Source organism: Corallococcus sp. NCSPR001 (assembly GCF_017309135.1).
Classification (GTDB): domain Bacteria; phylum Myxococcota; class Myxococcia; order Myxococcales; family Myxococcaceae; genus Corallococcus.
The window spans coordinates 4,964,667-4,979,776 of the sequence record NZ_JAFIMS010000002.1 but is presented as its reverse complement, the minus strand read 5'-3'; the positions used below and the strand labels follow the sequence as shown (position 1 = coordinate 4,979,776).

The following is a 15,110-nucleotide window of genomic DNA, read 5'->3' as shown; positions in this document are numbered from 1 at the left end:
CCGTCAAAACCAGGAGAAGCACATGCGAGTGGCAATCATTGCCGGGTTGATTGCAGTCGGGTTGCTCATGGGGTGTGGTGGCACAGAACTAGCCCCTGGCTCTGAGACAGGAACCAGCGACGTCCACGCCGCCGAGTGGTGCCACCGCTGCGATATGAGCTACGACTACTGCATGGAGTTCGCTTCCACGTACGAGGAGAAGACCCAGTGCGGCATTGAGCGCACTGAGTGTTACGAGGCAGGTCAGTGCCCAACGCGGCACGGTCTGGCTGATGAAGGGGGCCCTGATAGCAGCAACGCGGCGCAGCGGCAGGTTCGCGAGTCAGGTCTCCCTCCCGACAACATCTGCCACGTCTGGTGTGACGTCGGCCCCCGCGCGGGCCATCGAACGTCCGCCTACGCCGGCAGCCTTGAGGACTGCTTTGCCTTCGCCCGTGATGAGTGTGGAGAAGCAGGCACGTACACGTACAACGGCCAGCCCGTGGCCTTTTGATCCGCCACGGCAAGGGATGAGGCTCATGGGTGGCCAGGGCCTGTGTCCTTGGCCACCACGTTGGCGGCATGCTGGAGCTGCCGGGAGGTGCGCTCCACCATCAGCACCGTGACGTGGTTCACCGCCTGGTGCAGCTGCGGCCGCGCGGCGCCCATCCAGTCCTCGATGGCCCGAAGGCGCAGATCCTGCGTCTGGAGCTTCGCGCCGTGCTCGTTCACCACGCGCAGCTCCGTTTTGATGTCGCGCACGTCCTGGGCCACCGCGCCCAGCGACTGCACCAGCAGGGGCACCTGGTCCACTGCGGACTCGTGCTTCGTCTGCCGGCGCGACAGCAGCCCGTTGAGGAGGGGCACGAGGAGCTGGCTCACGGCCAGGATGAGGACGGCGGACTCAGTGCTGACGGGGAGCATGCCCGGACAAAAGGGGCGGTGCCTCACCCAGGAGCGTGCGGCCCACGCGGTGTGGCGGGCGTCCAGCGAGTCCACGCCCATCGCGACACCTCGCCGGGCGGGCCCGAGACGAGCGCGCGACGCCAGCGAATGCCGTCCGGGCACCGGTGATAGTCGCGCGGGAGCGACACGCCCGCAGGACACTCAGGCCCCGGAGACGGTAGGTCCTCTCGCTCGCGGGAGCAGGTGCAGGACGTCACGGGCGGTAATCGCCGTCGAACCGGCCGGCAGGCTTCCACGTCCACTGCCCGCGGAGGCCCTGCCTGCGCCAGACAGTCCCTGTCCCGTCCACCCAGAAACTGCCCGGCTTCCGGGCGTGGCAGCTCGGGTACGGACACGGCAGGTCCATGCGCCGTTCGTGAGGGCAGACGGTGGTGAGCGTCATCCGCCATCCACCTCACGCGGCTGGGCCCGCTGGTGGCGCCGCGCCGCGCGCCAGGCCAGGAGCGCCCGGGCCTGCTCCTCCAGCGCGTCCGTCGTGGCGAGCACCACCGCCACCAAGACGCCCGCGCCCAGGGTCACGAGGGCGATGGCGATGCGCCTGCCCACCTCAGCGGGGATGCCGGACGTCCACAGCAGGAGGCGCAGGAAGACGAGGGCCGCCCACGTCACCGCCTGGAACCACGCCAGCCAGAGGACCACGAGGAGCGTCTTCACTGGGCCGCCGCGCGGCGCCGAGTCGTGATGGTCGGTCATACCCGGGGAGAAGAGGCGGCCACTCGAGCCACCTCGCCCCAGCCAGCGCAAAGCGACGCACGCAGCGTGCGTCGTAACGCGTTCCGCATACCGAGCGAATCACCCGCGCTTGTTATCGCGTATAGAGCTGGGTCGGATTATCATAGTTGCAATTGTAGAAATTAGGCTTCCTGCCAACACAGGCATACAAATAACCCAGCTGGTTAGGAGGAAAATCGAGATTGCGGACATTCTCAGAGCCTTGCCCGTTTGTTGCCCAGACGACGTATTGAATGTTCCCCACCCAGAGTACGGCAGCGGCACCAAGGCCATCCGCTGAGGTATCCCTGATGTACAGGTTGTCGAAGTCCGTGAACCAAGCCAGGGCCCCCGACGTCGCGGCATAATTGGTAGAGAAGGCCTCGACAGGGCGTTCGGCGTCGCCTGAGGATCCGCTCTGTGTGTCGGATTCTTCTGGGACTTGGAGGGACTCGTCGTCCTCGGGCTGTCCGCCGCACCCCAAAAGCAGACCACATGCCGCCAGCGCCAAAATCGAACGATACATGCAATCCCTCTCTCTCGTGAGCGACTGAGAACGCTCAGCGGAAGCAAGGGTGGGGGTGGCTGGTACGTTCATCAACCGGCCCACATGGTCGGGGGCTCCTGTCGAGAAGCGATACGGTGCGTGCGGTTGGAGAGGCGCGTTGGACTCCAGGCACGGCTGCTGGAGGTGATGCCCGGGGACGTACTGCGAGCCCGTGGTCGCGAAGCGGGTCTGCGCTCGAGGGGACTTGGCGGGCGAAGGAGGCCACCGCACAGGGCGGATGCTTGCTGGCAACGAGCGCGTGAGGCACGATGCGCGGAACGGCCTACTCCTCACTTCGGAGGAGTGCGGGGGAAGGTTCATATCGGATGTGCCCCCCTGCCGCTGGATCGCTGGCTTGGCCCCACCGGATCCACGCCGTCGCTGCGCACCGTTAAGTCCGCGAGGCCACTGGGCTTTCACCTCGGGATGGGGCATGGGCCCCTCTTCGAGGTCATCACCCCGGACGAGGCGCGCGCGAAGCTGGACGAGAAGCTCGCCGCCTTCATCGCCAAGCACCTGAAGACCCAGGCGGCGACGGACGTGCCGCCGGAGCCCGCCCTCGAGGACGGCGATGGGGACTGACGCAGGCGTGGCGAAGGCCGGGGAGTCGCTGCTCGACGGCATCCCCGTCATCACGGCGGACAGCCACGGCCCCCACAACCTCATCCAGCAGTTCGCGCTGGCGGCCCACGCGGCGCCCGTGTCTTCCTACGCGAAGTGGTGATGCTCACCTACCGGCGCGCCGGCCCCCTGCGGACCGGCACCATGGGCTATGCGGACCCAGGCGTCAGCGCAGCCCCGCGAGCTTCGCCAGCTCGCGGGCCATGGCGCGCAGCTCCTCCGCGCCCGCCGCGTTCGGGCTCACGTCGAACACCACCTCGTAGCCCAGCCCCGCCTGGTTGATGGCCTCCGAGCGCGGGATGCGGGCCTTCAGCACCGGCACCGTCACGTCCTTCAGCGCCTCCTCCATCGCCACATTGGTCGCGGGCGTGCGCCTGTCCCACAGGTTCACCGCGGCCACCAGCTGGCCGCCCTCCTCGCGCACGTCGCGCCACGCCGTCTCAATCTCGCCCAGCCCCTGCAGCGCGAACGCACCCGTGGGCACCGGCGCCACCACCACGTCCGCGCATGCCAGCACGGCCTCCGCGAACGCCCCGATGCTCGGCGGCGTGTCCACGACGATGACGTCCGGCGTCCACGACAGCGTCTTCAGCGCGCGCGGAATCGCCTGGAGCCGGTGACCCCAGCCGAACAGCTCGCGCTCCAGCGCCGCCATGCGCGGAGCCCCCGGCGCGATGAACAACCCCGGCCGCTTCGGTGACGCCACCACGATTTCATCCAGCTTGTGCTTCGGCCGAGGCCCGAAGGCGTCCGCCACGCACGGGCCCTCCCGCGACTCCAGGCCCAGCACCAGCGACGCATGCGCCTGCGGATCCAGGTCCATCAGCAGCACCCGGCGGCCCGCGTCCGCCAGCGCCGCCGCCACGTGCGAACACAGCGTCGTCTTCCCGACGCCTCCCTTGATGGTGCAGAACGCGATGACCGGCATGGCCCCGGGGTCTACCAGGAATCCCCCACGGCGCGGGCCGCTCCGGATTGGACCGCCCGCCCCATCCAGAGCGCTCCAGAATGGAGCGGCCTGCCCCGGCCGTCCCCACGACTCCAATGATTCCAGCCCCTTGGGGCTGGCACCGGACGTGCTCTGTCCCCTCCACGTCAGGGCGCCCCCAGCGGGCGTTCCGCGCATCGGGAGACCCATCATGGAAGTCCGCTTCTTTGGCGTTCGGGGCAGCATCGCGGTGTCGGGCTCGCGCATCGGCGGCAACACGGCGTGCGTGGAGGTGACGAGCCAGGGCGAGCGGCTGATCCTCGACGCGGGCACGGGCATCCGGACGCTGGGCGAGGTCATGATGCGCGAGGGCGTCCCGCAGAAGGCGACGATGTTCTTCTCGCACCTGCACTGGGACCACGTGCAGGGCTTCCCCTTCTTCACGCCCGCGTACCTGCCCACCACGTCGCTGATGATGTACGGCCCCGGCGCGAACGGTGCCCAGGCGCTGGAGTCCACGCTGTCGCAGCAGATGCGCCCGCCGCAGTTCCCGGTGCCGCTGTCCACCATGCGCTCGAAGATGTCCTTCGGCGCCGCGCTGCACGGCCACACCGTGGAGGTGGGCCCCTTCAAGGTGACGCCCATCGACGTGCCGCACCCGGACGGCTGCATGGCTTATCGAGTCGAGGCGGACGGCCACTCCTTCGTGTACGCCACGGACGTGGAGTTGCCGGAGCGCCTCACCTCCGACGTGGCCCGCCACTTCGAGGGCGCGGACGCGCTGTGCCTGGACGCGCAGTACACGCCCGACGAGTACGAGGGCAGGAAGGGCATGTCCAAGAAGGGCTGGGGCCACTCGACGATGATGGACGCGGCCAAGGTGGCCAAGGACCTGCACGCCGGGCGCCTCTTCCTCTTCCACCACGACCCGTCCCACGCGGACGAGCTGCTGGAGGACATGGCGCAGCAGGCGCGCGGGCTGTTCCCCTTCACCGAGCCCGCGCGGGAAGGCCAGCGCATGCTCCTGGGCCGCGCGGCGGGCGCATGAGCGCAGCGAGCCCGGAGCCGTGCGATAGACTGTCTCCAGCGCCCTTCTCACTTCCGCCGCTGCCCGCCGCCATGCCCTCGTCCCCGCCGGATGTGTCCCAGGTCCTGCTCCCCCTTGGCGGCCTCGTCGGGCGCGAGGTGGACCTGGACGCCTTCCTCCAGACGCTCGTGGACCGCATCGCCATCACGTTGCAGGCGGACCGGGGCACGCTGTGGCTGTTGGATCCGGTGCGCCGCGAGCTGTTCAGCCGCGCGGCGCACCTGCCGGAGGTCGCGCAGATCCGCGTGAAGCTGGGTCAGGGCGTCGCGGGCTACGTGGCGGAGGCCGGCGAGCCCGTGCACGTGCCGGATCCGCGCGGCGAGCGCCGCTTCTTCGCGGACATCGACCGGATGACGGGCTACCGCACCATCAGCCTGGCCGCGGTGCCGCTGCGCGACGCGGCGGGCGCCGTGTACGGCGTGCTCCAGGTGCTCAACCGCTTGGGCGGGGGCCCCTTCACGGAGGACGACACCCGGAAGCTCACCGACATCGCGGCCCAGGTGAGCACCGCCCTCCAGAGCACCAGCCTCTACCAGGAGCTCCAGCGCGCGAAGGATCAGCCGCAGGCCCCGGTGGGCTACTTCTTCAACCGCATCATCGGAGAGGCCCCGCCGCTCAAGGCGCTCTACCGCCTGGTGCAGAAGGCCGCGCCCACGGACGCCACCGTGCTGCTGCGCGGGGAGAGCGGCTGCGGCAAGGAGCTCTTCGCGCGCGCCATCCACGTCAACGGCCCAAGGCGCGACAAGCCCTTCGTGAAGGTGGACTGCGCGGCCCTGCCCGCCGCCCTCATCGAGAACGAGCTCTTCGGCCACGAGAAGGGCGCCTTCACCGGCGCCGACCACCGCGTGCCCGGCAAGTTTGAGGCGGCCGACGGAGGCACCGTCTTCATCGACGAGTTGGGGGAACTGCCCCAGGCCGTGCAGGGCAAGCTCCTGCGCGTGCTCCAGGACCGCGAGTTCGAACGCGTGGGCGGCACGCAGGCCGTCAAGGTGGACGTGCGCATCGTCGCGGCCACCCACCGAGACCTGCCGCGCATGGTGGCGGAGGGCAGGTTCCGCGAGGACCTCTACTACCGCATCAAGGTCGTGGAGCTGCTGCTGCCCCCGCTTCGCGAGCGCGGCGCGGAGGACATCGAGCGGCTCGCCCGCCACTTCGTCGCCACCGCCGCGAAGCGCCACCGCCTGCCCGTGCCGCGCCTCGGCGCCACCGCGCTCGCCAGGCTCAAGCGCTACCGCTGGCCCGGCAACGTGCGCGAGCTGGAGAACTGCATCGAAAGCGCCGTGGTGCTCTCCGAGGGCGAAATCCTGGAGGAGCACCTGCCCCTGCCCTCCCTGGACCGGGCGACCTCCCCCGCCGAGCCAGGCGCGCCCACGGGGCCTGGCACATCCACCGGGCCTGGCGCGCCGCTCGCCACCGCGCCGGACGCACCGCTCCTGCTTCCGCTGGCGGAGGTGGAGCGCCGCCACATCCTGCGGGTGCTGGAGGCCGTGAAGGGCAACCGCACCGCGGCGGCGCGCACGTTGGAGATCGGCCGCAACACGCTCGCCCGCAAGCTCAAGGAGTACGGGCTGGCGGACGAGGGCTGAGCTTCGGATCGCGCTCGAAGCCCCGAGCCCCGCCCCCCAGCGGGCGGCCATCGGGGCGGCGGCCTGTCCGGGAGTGCCTTTCGGGGGCATCCGGGAGCACCTCTCTTCCAGGGCCGTGGTGCGTCCCCGCGAGGGCCAGACACGTGCCCATCCGAGGGGAAGGAGCACATCATGGCGGATGTCCTCGATGCCGATTCAAGCGGGCCCCCGATGCATGGGGAGGTGCGGACCGGAAGGATCATTGGCATCTCCGTGGTGGCCGCCCTGGGCGGGTTCCTCTTCGGCTTCGACACCGCCGTCATCAACGGCACGGTCGCCGCCCTGAAGACCGAGTTCGCCGCGAGCAGCCTGGGCCTGGGGCTGGCGGTGTCCTCCGCGCTCATCGGCTCGGCGACGGGCGCCTTCGCCGCGGGGCCCTTCGCGGACCGCTACGGCCGCCGGCGCGCGATGATGCTCGCGGCGGCGCTGTTCATCATCAGCGCCATCGGTTCGGGGTTCGCGTTCTCCCTCTTGGACCTGAGCTTCTGGCGGCTGGTGGGCGGCCTGGGGGTGGGCTTCGCCAGCGTCGTGGCGCCCACCTACATCGCGGAGATCGCCCCGGCGTACCTGCGCGGCCGCCTGGCGTCGCTGCAACAGCTGGCCATCGTGGTCGGCATCTTCGTGGCCCTGCTGAGTGACTTCGCCATCGCGCTCTACGCGGGCTCCGCCTCCAACCCCACCTGGCTGGGCTTCACCGCGTGGCGGTGGATGTTCTTCAGCGGCCTGCCGCCCGCGCTCCTCTACGGCATCGGCGCCGTCTTCATCTCGGAGTCCCCGCGCTTCCTCGTGGCCAAGGGCCGTGAGCAGGAGGCCCTGAGCGTGCTGCGCGACATCGAGGGGGACACCGCGCCGTCCAAGGTCGTGGAGATCCGCCGCTCGCTGCGCACCAACTACACGCCGCACCTGTCGGACCTGAAGGGCGGCCGCTTCGGGTTCCTGCCCATCGTGTGGGTCGGCATCGTGCTCGCGATGCTCCAGCAGTTCGTGGGCATCAACGTCATCTTCTACTACTCCAGCGTCCTTTGGCAGGCGGTGGGCTTCTCCGAGCACAACTCGCTGGCCATCACCGTCATCACCAGCGTCATCAACATCCTCACCACGCTGGTGGCCATCGCGTTCGTGGACAGGATTGGACGAAAGCCCCTGCTGATCATCGGCTCCGTGGGCATGGCGCTCACGCTGGGCCTGATGGCGTACCTCTTCAGCAGCGCGCCGCTGGACGCCGCGGGCAAGCCCGTCCTCCAGGGCGCCGCCGGCACCACCGCGCTCATCGCCGCCAACCTCTACGTCGTCTTCTTCGGCTTCTCGTGGGGCCCCGTCGTCTGGGTGCTGCTGGGCGAGATGTTCCCCAACAGCATCCGGGCGCTCGCGCTCTCCATCGCGGCCATGGCGCAGTGGCTGGCCAACTTCCTGGTGTCCGCCACGTTCCCGTCACTGCAGGCCATCGGCCTGGGCTGGGCATACGGCCTGTATGCCGCGGCCGCCGTGTTCTCCATCTTCTTCGCCGCGAAGTTCATCCGCGAGACGAAGGGTCGTGAGCTGGAACAGATGTAGCCCCGCAAGACAGGGCGAAGCATGCAAGCCCGTACACCCGTACGGGCTTTATGCATTTTTACGCACCGGCTGGGTGAGAAAACACCTGATCCATTTGACACGTGGGGTCACCGGCTTTCAGCATCACCTTCATGCTGAAACATTCCCCCCCGCTGCCCCGACTCGCGAGCGTCCTGCTCGCTTCCCTCCTCCTCGCGCTGACAGCCTGTCCCGGCAACGACGACGACGACAACGATGGCGGCACGAACATGACGGACGGTGGCACCGGTGACGGTGGCTCCACCGATGCCGGCAACACGCTGCCCGACGGCGGTTCGTACGATCCGGGCCCCCAGGTCTGTGGCGACGGCAAGGTCCAGAAGGGCGAAGTCTGTGACGACGCCAACACCGTGAGCGGCGACGGCTGCACCTTCGACTGCAAGGAAGTGGAGATCGGCTTCGAGTGCCGCGAGTGGGGCCGGCCCTGCGTCGTGGCGACGGCGTGCGGCAACGGCATCGTCGAGGAAGGCGAGGCGTGCGACGACCGCAACAATGAGTCCAACGACGGCTGCAAGGCGGACTGCTCCGCCGTGGAGACCGGCTGGTCCTGCCCCTTCCAGGGCCAGCGCTGCCGCGCGGCCGAGTGCGGTGACCAGATCATCGCCGGCGAGGAGGAGTGCGAGGACGGCAACACCGCCAACGGCGACGGCTGCAGCAACACCTGCCGCCTGGAGCAGGGCTACAAGTGCGACACCGTGGGCCAGCCGTGCACGAAGACGACCTGCGGCGACGGCAAGAAGGAAGGCACCGAGCAGTGCGACGACGGCAACCACGACATGGGCGACGGCTGCTCGCCGCTGTGCGTGCTGGAGCCCAAGTGCGTGAACGGCACCTGCGAGGCCCGCTGCGGTGACGGCGTCATCCTCCCCGGCGACACCACCGAGCAGTGCGACGACGGCAACACCCGCTCCAACGACGGCTGCTCGTCCACGTGCCAGCTGGAGGCGGGCTTCGCCTGCGTCCGCGTCACGGAGTCCCCGCCGAGCTCGGTGGAGATCCCCGTCGTCTACCGCGACTTCTGCGGCGTGAACTCGGGCTGCAAGGCTCCCGCCATCCTGCACGCGGACTTCAATGACGCGAACGGCTCCGAGCAGGGCATCGTCGGCGCGAAGTTCGCCGCGCTCGGCGCGGACGGCAAGCCCGTCTACGCGAAGGAGGGCGTGTCCTCCGGCACCACCCACGGCAAGACGGCCTTCGACCAGTGGTACCGCGACACGCCCAACGTCAACATCACCGAGGTCGGCACGCTGAAGCTCAACAAGCAGGGCAACGGCTCCTACCTGTTCGACGATCAGACCTTCTTCCCGCTCGACAACACCGGCTGGGTGGGCCTGGGCAAGGAGAACCGGCTCAACGACAACACCGGCACCCCGCGCAACTTCAGCTTCACCAGCGAGACGCGCTACTGGTTCGAGTTCAAGGGCAACGAGGTGCTGACGTTCCTGGGTGACGACGACGTCTGGGTGTTCATCAACCGCAAGCTCGCCCTGGACCTGGGCGGCGTGCACGGCGCCACCTCCGGCACGGTGTCCCTGGCGGACGGGCCCACGGTGGCCGGCCTGGGCCTGGTGAAGGGCAAGATCTACGAGGTCGTCGTGTTCCAGGCGGAGCGCCACACGTCCCAGTCCTCGTACAAGCTGACCCTGAACAACTTCGAAACGCAGCGCACCGAGTGCAAGTCCACCTGCGGCAACGGGACGGTCGACCCGGGCGAGACGTGCGACAACGGCAACGCCAACGGCCCGGGCTACGGCAAGTGCAGCCTCACCTGCATCTGGAACGCCCGCTGCGGCGACGGCATCACCCAGTACAACTACGGTGAGACGTGCGACGACGGTAACTCCAACGATCGCGACAGCTGCCCGAACAACTGCCAGATCGATCCGGGGTAGTCCTCCGGCCGGACCTCACAGGGTCCGGGCGAGCATGAACACGGCGGCCAGGGACAGCGCCCCGGCCGCCGCGAAGTGCCTCCAGGCCCGGCGGGACAACACCCCGCCGGTGCCGGTGGCCCCCTCCCCCAGCACCATCAGCGCCGGACGCCCGCCGCGACCGCGCAGCGCATAGGTGCCGTCGAGGGAACCGCGCTGAAGCTCTCCCACCACCAGGCACGCCTCCCCGGGAACGCCCACGCGCTCCCAGGACAGCGCCTGCGCGGGCGCCCCCAGAAGCTCCGCCCGGGTGAGCGCGGGAGGCGCCGGACACCGCCGCACCTCCACCGGCGCCAGCAGCGCGGACGGCGCGAAGCCCACCGCCGCCCGCGTGCGCTCGCCCTTCAGCAGCAGCACCGGCGAGTACGCCCGCTCACGCGCCAGGAGCGGCCCCTTGCGGCCGTGCGGCCCCACCGCGTGCACCGCCGCGTCGTAGAAGGCGCACGGCACGCCGCCCGGCGACGTCAGCGTCTCCACGGAATCCAGCTGCCCCCGGTACACGCCGAAGCCCGGGGGCCGCCCCGCGCGCAGGGCCTCCACCGCCTCGTCCAGGGACATGGGCGCGGCGCCTCGCAGCGCATCCGCCCGCAGGCGCACCCGGGCCCCCCGGGCGGACACGCCCGCGGCCAGCACCAGCAGCATGGCGCCCAGCGCCTTCACGAGCACGTCCGGCGACACCGGCACCAGCGGCGTCCCGCGCATCCAGGGGACGAAGAGCACCAGCCCCAGGGCCAGCGCCCCGAAGCCCGCGAGCATCCACCGGGGCCGCGCGCCCGTGGGCGTCCGCCCCAGGGTGAAGGTCGCCCAGAGCAGCAGGGCCAGGCCCACGCCACAGAGCGGCAGCAGGAGCACGCGCCCCAGGTCCAGGTCCATGGCCATGCCCCACCCCCGCCCGCGCGCCAGAAGCGGCCCCGCGACGAACGGAGCCCGGCGGGAGCAAGGTGGGAACGGGAGGACGGGGCGGCAAGCCCCATCCCGGAGCCGCGGCGGACTACTCGGCGGGGGCGCGGCGCGCGGGGCGCTCCTGCAGCGGCCCCACGACCTTCAGGTCATCGAAGGTGCACTCGAGGTTGCGGCAGCCCAGGGCCAGCTTGCCCACGCGGCCCTCGAAGCCCGGCAGCACCTTGGAGGCGAAGAGCTTCTTGTTGAGGAAGGCGTCCACCCGCACGCCGCTCTTCTGCCGCTTGAGCTGGAGCTTCACCAGGAAGGGGCCCGTCCTGGGCACCGGCATCTCGTCCTGGACCAGGTTCTTGGTGTCCTCCGCGCTGTTGCCCACCACCTCATGCCCGTCGTCCGGGGAGAAGTAGCGCCACGACAGGCGCATGCCCGCGTCGGGGATGGCGAAGACGGACACCTGCACGTCCCGGATGCGGAACGCCAGCTCACCGAAGTGCTGCCCGTCCTGCTCCACCGACCACTGCTTGCCCAGCGGGTTCACGTCCATCAGCACCTCGGCCGTGAAGTCGTCGCTCGTGAAGTAGCGGTGCGCCAGGTACGCGCGCGGCACCAGCTTGCCGTCCGCCTCCCGGCCGGCCTGCACGGCGCGCAGCTCGCCCTGGTCCAGGGTCCACGTGCCGCTGTGGACGTTGATCTCCTCCTCGCCCTGCTCGAAGCCCAGCTCCAGGGTGCTGCTGGCCGAGCCGGCCGCGGGCGGCGTGAGCTTCAGCCCGGAGAACACCTCCCCTTCCGTGTTGGCCGGGAAGTGCATGACCGGAGGCGTCGGATCCGCGACCCCGGGCGTGCCCGTCAGGCTCCCGAACCCCACGAAGGCGCGCACCGCGAAGCCCAGCACGGCCAGGCCGCCCACCACGGACAGGCCGGTGCGCACCCGGCCCCAGCCCGCGTGGAGCGCCTCCAGCACGGCGGCCTCGGGGGCCGTGATGGCCTTCATGGAGGCCACGTGCGAGGGCTGCGCGCGCGCCAGCGCCGACGCGGGCGCCACCACGTGCGGGGCTGACGAGGCGGACACCAGCGCCTCCAGCGCGTCGCACACCTCCGTGGCGGTGGCGTAGCGGGCCTCGCGGTCCGTCTCCAGCAGGCGCTCCACCACCGGGTCCAGGCGGGGGTCCAGGCCGCGCACGCGCTCGGAGGGCAGCTTGAAGCGGCCCACGGGCAGCTCGCCCGTGAGCGCCTCGTACATCATCACGCCCAGGGAGAAGAGGTCCGCCCGGCCGTCCACGTTCTTCGCGTCCCGGCGCTGCTCCGGGGCCATGTAGTTGAGCGTGCCCATGGCCACCGCGGTCGCGGTGAGCTGCTTCTCCGAATCCGGCTCGCGGATGCCCGCCAGGCCGAAGTCCGCCACCTTCGCGTGCAGCCGCCCGTCCAGCAGGATGTTCTCCGGCTTCAGGTCGCGGTGGATGATGTTCTTCGCGTGCGCGCACTCCACGGCGCGCGCCACCTGGAGCAGCACCTTCAGCGACTGGGCGGGCGTGAGCGGCTCCCGGCCGCTCAGCGCGTGGCGCAGCGACTGGCCCTCCACGTACTCCATGACGAAGTAGTAGTGCTCGCCCTGCACGCCCCGGTCGATGATCTGCACGATGTTCGGGTGGCTCAGGGCCGCGAGCGCCGTCGCTTCCTTGTCGAAGCGCGACACGAACTCCTCGTCCTTCGCCAGCCGGGGCGGCAGCACCTTCACCGCCACCGTGCGGCCCAGGGAGCGCTGGCGCGCGAGCCACACCTCGCCCATGCCGCCGCGCCCCAGGATCTCCAGCAGCTCCAGGCCCGGCAGTTGGGGCTTCGCGCCCGTCAGCATCGTCTCCGCGTTCTCGATGTCGCGGACGGCCGTGTTCACCGGCGCGCGAGGGGCCTTCACCCCCGGCGCCTCCGGACGCACCAGCGTGGCGCTGATCAGCTCCGCGGCCGAAGGGTCCGCCGCGGGCAACGCCACTCCAGACGAAGGCGCGTCGTGGCCCCCTGCGGACACAGGCACCGCCCCCGCGGGAACCTCACCCTCGTCCGCCCTCCCCACGCCATCCGGTCGCGGGATGTTCATCTCGTTGCCCCCTGGGACGGAGCCGGCCCTCATCTCCTGTCCCACCGAGTCCTCCCTGCCGGCTCCAACACCCGGAGCAGCGGAAGGTGACGTCGATTCTGGCGGATCCTCCGCCGTGCGCGGCGTGAAAGTCACCGCGATGCCTGCTTCGTCGTGGCCCTTGGCGGCCGGACGGATGCCGGACGGCTCGGCCGGCCGGTGGATGCCGGACACGTCCGCGCGCCGCACCTCGAAGCGGATGCCGCAGCGGCACGTGGCCTTCTGGCCGCTCACGTACACCCGGGTGTCGTGCACCGTGCCGCAGTTGGGGCACGACTGGGTGGTCGTCATGGACGGGGGGCGCACCGTCAGCGCACCTTGCGGGAGGTGGAAGTGGTCAGCTCCGCGCCGTGCACGCGGAAGGTCTGCACGCCCTTCTCCTTGCCCTTCACCTGCAGCACCGGCAGCTCCTCCACGTCGAAGCCCGGCCCGGACTTGCGCACCGTGGCCTCCGACGCCAGCACCTCGCCGCTCTTCGCGATGCCGCACAGCCGCGACGCGGTGTTCACGGTGTCGCCAATGGCGGTGAACTCGTGCCGCTCCGCGCTGCCCATGTAGCCCACGACGGCCTGTCCCGTGTTGACGCCAATGCCCACCTCGATGGGCTTCTTGCCGTCCAGCACGCGCTGCCGGTTGAGCTCCGTGACGGCGTCCTGCATCTCCAGCGCGGCCCTCAGGGCCCGGGCCGGATCATCCGGGTGCGACGACGGCGGTCCCCACACCGCCATCACGCAGTCCCCGATGAACTTGTCCAGGTTGCCCTCGTAGCGGAACACCACGTCCGCCATGGCGCTGAAGAAGCTGTTGAGCATGGACACCACCTCCTGGGGAGAGTCGCTCTCCGCCAGGGTGGTGAAGCCACGGATGTCCGCGAACAGGCAGCTCACCTCCGCGAGCCGGCTCTGGCGCAGGTCCTCCGTGCCGCCGTTGATCACCGCGTCCGCCACCGCCTTGGACAGGAAGCGCGACAGCTCCGCGCGCGTCACCGCCTCGTTGCGGATCTGCTCCGCCAGGGCCGCGTTCTCCAGCGCGATGCCCGCCTGCGCGGCGATGCCGGAGAGGATGGTCAGGTCCTTCTCCGAGAAGGCGTTGATCTGCTGGCGGCTGTCCAGGAACAGCACCGCCATGATGTCGCCGTTCACGAGCAGCGGCACCGCCATGGCGGAGCGGATGCCCTGCGCCACGATGCTCTCCGCGGCGGAGAAGCGCTCGTCGATGATGGCGTCCGCCGTGAGCACCGCCTTGCCCGTCTCCACCACGCGCTTGAGCACGGTGTCCGACAGCATGACGTTCACCTGCTTGCCCTGCCGGTGGTGCACCGCGGCCGGGATGAACTCCCCCTGCGGGCCCACCTTCAGGATGACGCCGTGGTCGGCCGCGAGCAGTTCGAAGGCGACCTTCAAGATCTGCTCGAACAGGTCGTCCTGGGTGCCCTTGAGGCTCACCTGCCGGTGGAACTCGTGGACGATGCGCAGCTTCTCGTAGTCCCGGCGCAGCGCGGCGGTGTCCGTCACCTGGTCGGCCGGACGGAAGTTCTGCGGCACCTGGTCCATCTGCGCCAGGAAGGCCGGCATGGAGACGGCGTTGGCCACCACCGTCACGCCCGGCAGCGTGGGCGGGTTGACTCCACCGGGCGCGGCTTCTCCGCTGTGGAAGACGAGCCTGGAGGAACCCAGGGCGATCTCATCCCCGTCCCGCAGCCGCATCTCCCCCGCCACCCGGCGCCCGTTGACGAAGGTGCCGTTGGACGAGTTCAGGTCGCGCAGCACGAAGTCGCGCCCCACCTTCTCGATGGTGGCGTGCTCCTTGGAGACCTCGCGGTCCACCAGCCGCAGCGTGTTGGACGGATGGCGGCCGAGCGACGTGGTGGGGCCCAGGGGAAACTCCCCCAGCGTCCCGTCCGCGAACCGCCCCGTCAGGTGCGGCCCGCGCGGGTGCGACCCGGACCTGGGCGGGAATGGGGCGGGTGCCTGGTTCACGCGCGAATCCTCACCGGCCCGGACACTACCAGAGCCTTCCGCCCCAAAGGAACGCTCGCGAAGCCCCCCCGGTTCCAGGCCGCCAACGCCCTGCACGGCCGGTCAGTCCCCC

General features: G+C 70.3%; 14 protein-coding genes. 7 read left to right on the top strand and 7 right to left on the bottom strand.

Annotated features, from left to right (window positions below):
• The first annotated feature begins 22 nt into the window (after window positions 1–22).
• Window positions 23–493 (top strand): hypothetical protein, encoded by a 471-nt coding sequence (locus JYJ93_RS22235; protein ID WP_206794400.1) that lies wholly within the window; start codon window positions 23–25, stop codon window positions 491–493.
• Between the two features lie 23 nt (window positions 494–516).
• On the opposite strand, the gene JYJ93_RS22230 is transcribed toward JYJ93_RS22235, so the two are convergent.
• From JYJ93_RS22230 to JYJ93_RS22220, 3 genes are all read right to left on the bottom strand, one after another.
• Window positions 517–903, bottom strand: a complete 387-nt coding sequence (locus JYJ93_RS22230) for a hypothetical protein (protein ID WP_206794397.1) — start codon at window positions 901–903, stop codon at window positions 517–519.
• A 420-nt stretch (window positions 904–1,323) separates the two neighbouring features.
• Entirely contained in the window at window positions 1,324–1,599 is a 276-nt protein-coding gene (locus tag JYJ93_RS22225) for a hypothetical protein (protein WP_206794395.1), read from the bottom strand.
• 151 nt (window positions 1,600–1,750) lie between these two features.
• Entirely contained in the window at window positions 1,751–2,182 is a 432-nt protein-coding gene (locus JYJ93_RS22220; protein ID WP_206794394.1) for a hypothetical protein, read from the bottom strand.
• 447 nt (window positions 2,183–2,629) lie between these two features.
• Between JYJ93_RS22220 and JYJ93_RS22215 the strand changes: the two genes are divergently transcribed.
• A complete protein-coding gene (locus JYJ93_RS22215; protein ID WP_206794392.1) occupies window positions 2,630–2,785 on the top strand; it encodes a hypothetical protein in 156 nt (51 codons plus the stop codon).
• Window positions 2,775–2,927, top strand: a complete 153-nt coding sequence (locus JYJ93_RS22210; RefSeq protein ID WP_206794390.1) for a hypothetical protein — start codon at window positions 2,775–2,777, stop codon at window positions 2,925–2,927. The genes JYJ93_RS22215 and JYJ93_RS22210 overlap by 11 nt, the downstream gene beginning before the upstream one ends.
• Window positions 2,928–2,990: 63 nt before the next feature.
• On the opposite strand, the gene JYJ93_RS22205 is transcribed toward JYJ93_RS22210, so the two are convergent.
• Window positions 2,991–3,752, bottom strand: coding sequence for a ParA family protein (locus JYJ93_RS22205; RefSeq protein WP_206794388.1), 762 nt, complete (start codon window positions 3,750–3,752; stop codon window positions 2,991–2,993).
• Window positions 3,753–3,963: 211 nt separating this feature from the next.
• Between JYJ93_RS22205 and JYJ93_RS22200 the strand changes: the two genes are divergently transcribed.
• The 4 genes from JYJ93_RS22200 to JYJ93_RS22185 all read left to right on the top strand — a co-directional run bounded on the left by JYJ93_RS22200 (window position 3,964) and on the right by JYJ93_RS22185 (window position 9,949).
• Window positions 3,964–4,800, top strand: a complete 837-nt coding sequence (locus JYJ93_RS22200) for an MBL fold metallo-hydrolase (protein ID WP_206794386.1) — start codon at window positions 3,964–3,966, stop codon at window positions 4,798–4,800.
• Window positions 4,797–6,425, top strand: coding sequence for a sigma 54-interacting transcriptional regulator (locus JYJ93_RS22195; protein ID WP_206794384.1), 1,629 nt, complete (start codon window positions 4,797–4,799; stop codon window positions 6,423–6,425). Before JYJ93_RS22200 ends, JYJ93_RS22195 begins: the two co-directional genes overlap by 4 nt.
• Before the next feature lie 171 nt (window positions 6,426–6,596).
• Window positions 6,597–8,018: a sugar porter family MFS transporter gene (locus JYJ93_RS22190; protein WP_206794382.1), complete on the top strand. Its 1,422-nt coding sequence runs from the start codon at window positions 6,597–6,599 to the stop codon at window positions 8,016–8,018.
• A gap of 131 nt (window positions 8,019–8,149) precedes the next feature.
• Complete coding sequence (locus JYJ93_RS22185) at window positions 8,150–9,949, top strand: DUF4215 domain-containing protein (RefSeq protein ID WP_206794380.1); 1,800 nt, start codon at window positions 8,150–8,152, stop codon at window positions 9,947–9,949.
• Between the two features lie 15 nt (window positions 9,950–9,964).
• Here the strand turns inward: JYJ93_RS22185 and JYJ93_RS22180 are convergent, their stop codons facing one another.
• From JYJ93_RS22180 to JYJ93_RS22170, 3 genes are all read right to left on the bottom strand, one after another.
• Window positions 9,965–10,867: a hypothetical protein gene (locus tag JYJ93_RS22180; RefSeq protein WP_206794378.1), complete on the bottom strand. Its 903-nt coding sequence runs from the start codon at window positions 10,865–10,867 to the stop codon at window positions 9,965–9,967.
• Window positions 10,868–10,979: 112 nt separating this feature from the next.
• Window positions 10,980–13,310, bottom strand: coding sequence for a serine/threonine-protein kinase (locus JYJ93_RS22175; protein ID WP_206794376.1), 2,331 nt, complete (start codon window positions 13,308–13,310; stop codon window positions 10,980–10,982).
• A gap of 17 nt (window positions 13,311–13,327) precedes the next feature.
• A complete protein-coding gene (locus JYJ93_RS22170) occupies window positions 13,328–14,998 on the bottom strand; it encodes an adenylate/guanylate cyclase domain-containing protein (RefSeq protein WP_206794374.1) in 1,671 nt (556 codons plus the stop codon).
• Between the last annotated feature and the right edge of the window lie 112 nt (window positions 14,999–15,110).

Coding starts and splice junctions, on each gene's coding strand:
- JYJ93_RS22235 (WP_206794400.1), top strand. CDS start 23: ATGCGAGTGGCAATCATTGCCGGGTTGATTGCAGTCGGGTTGCTCATG.
- JYJ93_RS22230 (WP_206794397.1), bottom strand. CDS start 903: ATGCTCCCCGTCAGCACTGAGTCCGCCGTCCTCATCCTGGCCGTGAGC.
- JYJ93_RS22220 (WP_206794394.1), bottom strand. CDS start 2,182: ATGTATCGTTCGATTTTGGCGCTGGCGGCATGTGGTCTGCTTTTGGGG.
- JYJ93_RS22215 (WP_206794392.1), top strand. CDS start 2,630: ATGGGGCATGGGCCCCTCTTCGAGGTCATCACCCCGGACGAGGCGCGC.
- JYJ93_RS22210 (WP_206794390.1), top strand. CDS start 2,775: ATGGGGACTGACGCAGGCGTGGCGAAGGCCGGGGAGTCGCTGCTCGAC.
- JYJ93_RS22205 (WP_206794388.1), bottom strand. CDS start 3,752: ATGCCGGTCATCGCGTTCTGCACCATCAAGGGAGGCGTCGGGAAGACG.
- JYJ93_RS22200 (WP_206794386.1), top strand. CDS start 3,964: ATGGAAGTCCGCTTCTTTGGCGTTCGGGGCAGCATCGCGGTGTCGGGC.
- JYJ93_RS22195 (WP_206794384.1), top strand. CDS start 4,797: ATGAGCGCAGCGAGCCCGGAGCCGTGCGATAGACTGTCTCCAGCGCCC.
- JYJ93_RS22190 (WP_206794382.1), top strand. CDS start 6,597: ATGGCGGATGTCCTCGATGCCGATTCAAGCGGGCCCCCGATGCATGGG.
- JYJ93_RS22185 (WP_206794380.1), top strand. CDS start 8,150: ATGCTGAAACATTCCCCCCCGCTGCCCCGACTCGCGAGCGTCCTGCTC.
- JYJ93_RS22180 (WP_206794378.1), bottom strand. CDS start 10,867: ATGGCCATGGACCTGGACCTGGGGCGCGTGCTCCTGCTGCCGCTCTGT.
- JYJ93_RS22175 (WP_206794376.1), bottom strand. CDS start 13,310: ATGACGACCACCCAGTCGTGCCCCAACTGCGGCACGGTGCACGACACC.